The organism is Pinirhizobacter sp. (assembly GCF_035317885.1).
Taxonomy (GTDB): Bacteria; Pseudomonadota; Gammaproteobacteria; order Xanthomonadales; family Rhodanobacteraceae; genus Pinirhizobacter.
In genome coordinates, this window is record NZ_DATHFX010000438.1 from 1 (window position 1) to 6,656 (window position 6,656).

A 6,656-nucleotide genomic window follows, 5' to 3' on the forward strand; every position below is an offset into this window, starting at 1 on the left:
ACGCCAGACCGTGCTCGCGCGCGGCGTTCTGCACCGTCTCCAGCGCGATTCCCGGCCCCACGGTAAGCGTGCCATCCACCGGATCGAATCCCAGCACCTGGTTCATGCGATCGAACGCCACCACCAATTCGCCATGGGCCGCCACGGCGCCGCCGGAGAGCCCTGTGCGTCCACCGGAGGGCACGATGGCCACCTGGTGTTCGCGGGCCCAGCGGACGATGGCTTGAACGTCGCCTGCGGTCGACGGCAGGGCGATGGCCAACGGAGCCGGCGTCCATCGGCGCGTCCAATCCCGACCGTAGTGTTCCAGGTCGGAACGGTCGGTGAGCAGGCGGATGTCGGGGGCGCGACGGGCAAGGTCGGCCAGGCGCGGGTCGGTCATGGTGGCTCCGTGGCAGGCTTCACAGCGTGCCAGCCGGGCAGCGGCCCGTCTACTGCTGCGCTGCGGCAGAAAGCCGCCGCTATCTGGCATAGTGGGAGCCTGGACCGTGGACCGGATCGATGAAGAAGACTTCCTACCCCCGCTCGGACATCAAGGTGCTGCTGCTCGAAGGCGTCAGCCCCAGCGCCGTGGACGTGTTCCGCCAGGCCGGCTATTCCCAGATCGAATGCCACGAGAAATCCCTCAGCAGAGACTCGCTGAAAAAAGCCGTCGCCGATGCACACATCGTAGGCATCCGCTCACGCACCCAGCTCAATGCAGAGGTTCTCACCGAAGCTCGCCGCCTGCTCGCCGTAGGCTGCTTCTGCATCGGCACCAACCAGGTGGACCTGGACGCCGCCGAGAGTGCTGGCGTGCCGGTGTTCAACGCGCCCTACTCCAACACCCGCAGCGTGGCGGAATTGGTGATCGCCGAGACGATCATGCTGGTGCGGCGCATTCCGCAAAAGAACGCCCAATGCCACCGGGGTGGATGGTCCAAGAGCGCCGCCGGCAGTTTCGAGGTCCGCGACAAGGTGCTGGGCATCGTCGGCTACGGACACATCGGAACGCAGGTCGGCGTGCTGGCTGAAGGCCTGGGGATGCGCGTGATCTTCCATGACATCGAGCCAAAGCTTTCCCTGGGCAACGCACGAGCCGCCGCCGGCCTGAACGACCTGCTGGCCCGGTCGGATGTCGTTACCCTGCACGTACCTGAAACACCGCAAACGAAAGACATGATCGGCGCCACGGAGATCGCGAAGATGAAGCCGGGCGCGATGCTGATCAATGCATCACGCGGCACCGTGGTGGACATCGAGGCACTGGCTGCCGCATTGGGCTCGGGCCAGCTTTCCGGCGCCGCCATCGACGTTTTCCCCGTGGAGCCGAAGGGCAACGACGATGCCTTCGTATCGCCGCTCATCGGCATGGATAACGTGATCCTGACCCCACACATCGGCGGCAGCACGCTGGAAGCACAGGACAACATCGGCATCGAGGTTGCATCGAAGCTTGTGCGTTACAGCGACAACGGCAGCACGCTATCGGCGGTGAATTTTCCCGAGGTCTCCTTGCCCGGCCATCCCAACAGCCGGCGCCTGCTGCACATCCACCGCAACGTGCCAGGCATCCTCTCGCGCATCAACGAGATCTTCTCCCGCCATAGCATCAACATCGACGGCCAGTACCTGCAGACTGATCCGAATGTAGGCTATGTAGTGATTGATGTGTCCACCAGTGAAGAACTGGCGGTGGCACTTAAGGATGAGCTGGCGGCGATTCCGGATACGTTACGGGCACGGGTGCTTTACTAAGGCAACACGTGCGCCGTGGTTTTTCAATACAACTTGGCTGACCAGCGAGTGACAGAAGGACCGCTTGCATGCTCACCCGCTGGCAACCAGTTCTCATGCCAGGTACGAGATCTCAGGCCATCGTCAGCCGCGGCCGACCACGCACGACACGCGAACACCGAGAGCATTCCCCTGGCGGGCGTTTTCGCCTTCCAGCAGGGTCATGACATCATTGCGCGGCTTGCCAGGCACGGCATGAAAGTAATGCAGGTTCCGGACGTGGCCTTTGTGTTTGCGGCACATGGTCGCGGCGGCTTCGGTGATCTTGGAGAAGGCTTCATCAGGCTTGTGGCCACGCACGATCAACGCAAAATTGATTGAGCGGGTAACCGGCAACGGCTTGGCGTTGCCCATATCGGTGGTGTCAAGGTCGATCACCGAATCTTCGGAAAGCATGGTTGCCTGGGACGAGAAATCGAAGTCCGGCGCATCGTTGGCGATGGCGGTGGTGGCAAAGGAAGCAGCGGCGAGTGCAGCCAGGGCGAGCAGGGTTTTCATGGTGAATTCCTTGTATGGGATCGCAGCGCATCGTCACGCCGCGCATAAAGCCTCCCATCCCTACCGGCTTTTATCTGTCCGGGGAGTTCCCTATCTACCGTAAGGCTTGAGGTGTTGCCATGTACTCCGGAGTAGTTGGCGGTGACAACGACTGGTTACTGACAATCACCCACCAAGCATCAAGAATCCAATGACACTCGTCAGGGAAACACGCTGATGCCCACTGGAGCACGCTGGAAGCATAGGACAACATCGGCATCGAGGTCGCATCGAAGCTTGTGCGTTACAGCGACAACGGCAGCACGCTGTCCGCGGTGAATTTCCCGGAAGTATCCCTTCCTGTCCACCCCAGCAGCCGCCGCCAGCTGCACATCCATCGCAACGTGCCAGGCATCCTCTCGCGCATCAACGAGGTCTTCTCCCGCCACAGCCTCAACATCGACGGTCAGTACCTGCAAACCGATCCGAACGTAGGCTATGTGGTGATTGATGTGTCGACCAGTGAGGAACTGGCGGCAGCGCTTAAGGATGAGCTGGCGGCGATTCCAGATACGTTGCGGGCGCGGGTGCTTTACTAAGGCAGACCATCGGCGCGGCATTACTTGCCAATGGTATACGAATAGCGGAGAGCGGCGCGCCCTAGCGTCGCCCGTGAAGCGTCTCATTCCCACCAGCCTCACATCGAGATTCGGATGACGCTCGGCGGGGAGGCACGCTGATACTCATTCCATACCTCGTGATGCACCCTGTTTCTCCAACAACGTCGCGGCAGTCGGGCTTGTCCTGCACTCCGCGGCAATCGCAGGGGAAAGCATATGCATCAAACGAGATCTCCGTTCAAGACCATGCTGGCAGTCGCTATCGTCTCTACGCTTGGTTGTGCCTTGGCAACTCACGCTGCCAGCTCCGGCAGGCGAGTCAATCAGGCACCCACGCGAGAAGATATTGCACACCGGGTAGCGTCTCTAACCAGGGACGAACTCGCTAACCTCATGACTGGGTTGCTGCAGCAAATAACGAACGAGAAGGCGCACAAAAGGAATCTGATCTCGGCACCCAAGGTGCGCGTGACCCTCGACCTGGATACAAAGTCGGCATACCTCGATATGGGAAGCGATTTTCTGTCGCCCAGGGAGTCGACGATCAGTCCCATTCTCGAGCAGGATCTTCAGGACATCCAGCAGAGACTCGACTGGAAGCTTGGACCTAATCCACCCATCCACAACTACTACTTCCGCTTCGACGGCAGGGAACTACTCGACTTCTTCCCGGACGAACGCAAGGCTACCGAAGAGGCCCTGCGTGGATCTTTGGAATCTGGCGGCCCCGTAGTGGTAGCGGCAGGACACGGGAACTACAAACACTTTGGATTCCACGACTGGCGCACTCAACGGGAGAGCGCCAATGGGATTACTGAAGATTATCTCTCACCCATCTACGCGGCCGAATTGTCTTTCTGGATGAGCAAAAGATCGGGAAAAACTGTCGTCCAACCGCGAGGCTCGAAAGACGGAATCCATGCGGAAAGCGGAATCCCGTGGAATGACGTGGCGGCCAGGTATCGCTTCGAAGAGCTCCTACCGGACCGGCCGGATATATGGAACTCACTCCCGGGATCCACAGACAATCTCCGACACTACAAGGAGGATATTAGAAGCCGTCCACTGTACGCGAATAGTGTTGGCGCGGAAGGAGTTGTCCATCTCCATACCAATGCGGAAGATTCGGGTTCTACCAGGGGAGCTCGTGTCTACATTACGCCAGGGCGAAAGGCAGACGAAACGCTGGCCAAGAGCGTGCTCTGTAGTATGGATGAGCTAATTCACGCGACTGAAAAGTATGTAGATTTTCCTGTGGCCATAGCGCCAAACCCCGGCGACTACGGCGAAAACAGGCTTGCGAAGATGCCTTCTATCATCGTAGAAACGGCGTTTCATACTAATGTTGAGGATGCAAAGGCACTCCTGGATCCTGTGTTCAGAACCGCCGCAATGAAGGGCGTCGAGAAGGGTTATCGGCTTTTTTCTGAAGACAGGAAATGCGAGCCGTTCAAGCTTTCGGAGGTCATCGACGACCCGGTTCCACTAGGCGATTTCGTTCCCGTGGATGCCCATTTCGTCGGAAACCCCGAGTTCAGGGCCACCCTGGTCACCGAACTGATTGACTGTCCAGGGAACTCGCAATGCTGGACCGCGAGGCTACCAGTGGACAAGCGTGAGTCGCCCATACGGTTCTTCATCGACTGCGGTGGCACAGCCAGGCCAACTACCTATGCGATGCGGGCCAAGGTAATCGATGCGGACAACGTGGACACCGACTGGTCGACCTACTCGGTCAACTGCCCTGGCACGCGCAACGCGCGCATGCCCGGACAGTTCAACCTGCGAACTTATGTGGATTCCTGACCGACCTCAGTGCTTCACCGCCAGCCGCTCCGGCACCGCGTCGTCCAGCGGCTGGCCCCTGGTGAAATAGAGCAGCATCGGCGTCGTCATCATGGTGGTGACGATCGCCATGATCAGCAGCAGGGTGAACATGCGCTGGTCGATTACGCCGGCATCCAGGCCCACTTTCATCACGATCAGTTCCATCATGCCGCGCGCATTCATCAGCGAGCCGACGGCGAAGCTGTCACGCCAGCCCAGGCCAGAGATGCGAGCGCCGGCCGTACCGCCGAGCAGCTTGCCGGCAATGGCCACGCCAAGCACGATCAATAGCGCAAGGCCGGCGCCGCCGTTGAACAGGTTGGCGGTGGTGGACAGCCCCGACAGCACGAAGAACACCGGCAACAAGGCAACGATGGCTACGTATTCGATGCGCTCCACCAGAGCTTTCAGCAGGCGGTCGTCGCGTGGCAGGCACAGACCGAAGATGAAGGCGCCGAATACCGCGTGCAGATTCAGCCATTCAGTTACTGCCGCGCAACTGAAGGCGCCGATCAGCAGGAACGCCAGCACCGCGCGATCGGGCTTCCCGTCGGGCGCATGGCGGCCCAGCAGGTAGTTGCATAGAGGACGCAGCAAGCCAAACGCCACGGCGAGCAGTACGACCAGCCCTGCGGCCGTGCGCCAGAACGGCGCCCAGTTGCCATGGGCACTGATCAGGGCGACCACGAAAGCCAGCATCAGCCACGCTAGGGCGTCGGCAAGCGCCGCCGCCGCAATGGCGAGGCGTCCGGGCATGCTGTGCGTGAGCTTTCGATCCTTCAGGATGCGCGCCATCACCGGCAGCGCGGTGATCGCACCGGCCGTGGCCATGAATGTTGCGAATGGCCAGAAGCCAACGCCCTGGGGCGCGAAGTCTTCGTAAAGCCAGGGCGTGGCACCCAGGCCCAGTGCCATGGGAAGCAGCACGGCAAGGCCTCCGATCCAGCCCGCCGTGCCCAACTGCTTGCGGAAGCCGCCGGGAAGCCGAAGCTCGGCCCCCACGACCATCATGAACAACACAAGGCCCAGCGTACTGAGGCTACCCAGCGCGCCGAGGCTCTCCTTCGGAAACAGGCTGGCCTGCCACTCCGGCGCAAGCGCGCCGAACACCATCGGCCCCAGCATCAGCCCGGCGATCATCTCGCCGATCACCGGCGGCTGCCCCAGCCAACGCAGGCACCATAACAGGGCGCGCGAAGCCAGGAGAATAACCAGGAGCTGCACCAGCAGGAGCGGATGACCCATGTTCAATTCCCCAAGGCGAGAGAGAAGGCCGACCCGTCGATGGTGGCCCGGCCCCCGAGGATGGGTCAACCGGCCGCAGGCTCCTCCGCAGAAAACCGCCTACGCACGTCCGCCATGCCTGAGCGTCGTACGCATAGAGATCGACATGCCGTGCGCCGGGAACGATCCAAAGCTCTTTCTTTCCGCCAGCCCTGGCGTAGAGGGCCATCGATTGCGCGAGTGTCACGTGCTCGTCCTTTTCGCCGGCAACAAAGAGGGTTGGTCCGACCAGGCCATCCACGTGGTCGATCGGCCGCAAGGCCTCGGGACCAAAGCCAAGATGCCACGACATCGTCCGCAGGAGTACCGGGGCCAGGAATGAGAACGCGTGACCCAGGTGTAGATCGATGCGGTCACGTACCGCTTCGTCGATGGTGGGATAGACCTGCTCGATGACCAGTGCCTCAGCCTGGAGCGGTGGCCGGGCCAACAGGATGGCCGCCCCGCCCATTGAGGTCCCCGCCACCGCGATACGCTCGTGGGGAAGCCTCTGCCGCATCCAGGAAAGTGCTCGCGCAGCGTCGTCGGCTTCCCGATAACCAAGCGTGATGGCGTCGCCATCGCTTTCGCCCGCGGACTGGAAATCGATCAACATGACCGAGTAGCCCTGCGAATACAGCCAGCGTGCCCGCCCCAGCATCGCCGTCCTGTCGGCACGAACGCCATGCAACA

At 61.2% G+C, this 6,656-nt stretch carries 5 protein-coding genes and 2 pseudogenes; 3 read left to right on the plus strand and 4 right to left on the minus strand.

What is annotated here, in order from left to right:
• Positions 1–382: FAD-binding oxidoreductase (locus tag VK519_RS14400; protein ID WP_324350868.1), on the minus strand; the 382-nt coding region annotated here is incomplete at its 3' end.
• A 119-nt stretch (positions 383–501) separates the two neighbouring features.
• Between VK519_RS14400 and serA the strand changes: the two genes are divergently transcribed.
• Positions 502–1,737: a phosphoglycerate dehydrogenase gene (gene serA / locus VK519_RS14405; protein ID WP_324350870.1), complete on the plus strand. Its 1,236-nt coding sequence runs from the start codon at positions 502–504 to the stop codon at positions 1,735–1,737.
• A 123-nt stretch (positions 1,738–1,860) separates the two neighbouring features.
• On the opposite strand, the gene VK519_RS14410 is transcribed toward serA, so the two are convergent.
• The gene (locus VK519_RS14410; RefSeq protein ID WP_324350872.1) at positions 1,861–2,274 is read right to left on the minus strand and encodes a hypothetical protein; all 414 of its coding nucleotides are present in this window, start codon (positions 2,272–2,274) and stop codon (positions 1,861–1,863) included.
• Between the two features lie 227 nt (positions 2,275–2,501).
• Here VK519_RS14410 and VK519_RS14415 point away from each other — a divergent pair.
• Together VK519_RS14415 and VK519_RS14420 are read left to right on the plus strand one after the other, a co-directional pair.
• Positions 2,502–2,852, plus strand: a pseudogene (locus VK519_RS14415) (phosphoglycerate dehydrogenase); the annotation flags it as partial.
• 489 nt (positions 2,853–3,341) lie between these two features.
• A complete protein-coding gene (locus tag VK519_RS14420; protein WP_324350874.1) occupies positions 3,342–4,679 on the plus strand; it encodes an N-acetylmuramoyl-L-alanine amidase in 1,338 nt (445 codons plus the stop codon).
• Between the two features lie 6 nt (positions 4,680–4,685).
• Here the strand turns inward: VK519_RS14420 and VK519_RS14425 are convergent, their stop codons facing one another.
• Entirely contained in the window at positions 4,686–5,945 is a 1,260-nt protein-coding gene (locus VK519_RS14425) for a cation:proton antiporter (protein WP_324350876.1), read from the minus strand.
• Between the two features lie 472 nt (positions 5,946–6,417).
• Positions 6,418–6,624, minus strand: a pseudogene (locus tag VK519_RS17865) (CocE/NonD family hydrolase); the annotation flags it as partial.
• Between the last annotated feature and the right edge of the window lie 32 nt (positions 6,625–6,656).

Bases quoted from the DNA above. Each gene is read 5' to 3' on its own strand.
- serA (WP_324350870.1), top strand. From the start codon at position 502: ATGAAGAAGACTTCCTACCCCCGCTCGGACATCAAGGTGCTGCTGCTC.
- VK519_RS14410 (WP_324350872.1), bottom strand. From the start codon at position 2,274: ATGAAAACCCTGCTCGCCCTGGCTGCACTCGCCGCTGCTTCCTTTGCC.
- VK519_RS14425 (WP_324350876.1), bottom strand. From the start codon at position 5,945: ATGGGTCATCCGCTCCTGCTGGTGCAGCTCCTGGTTATTCTCCTGGCT.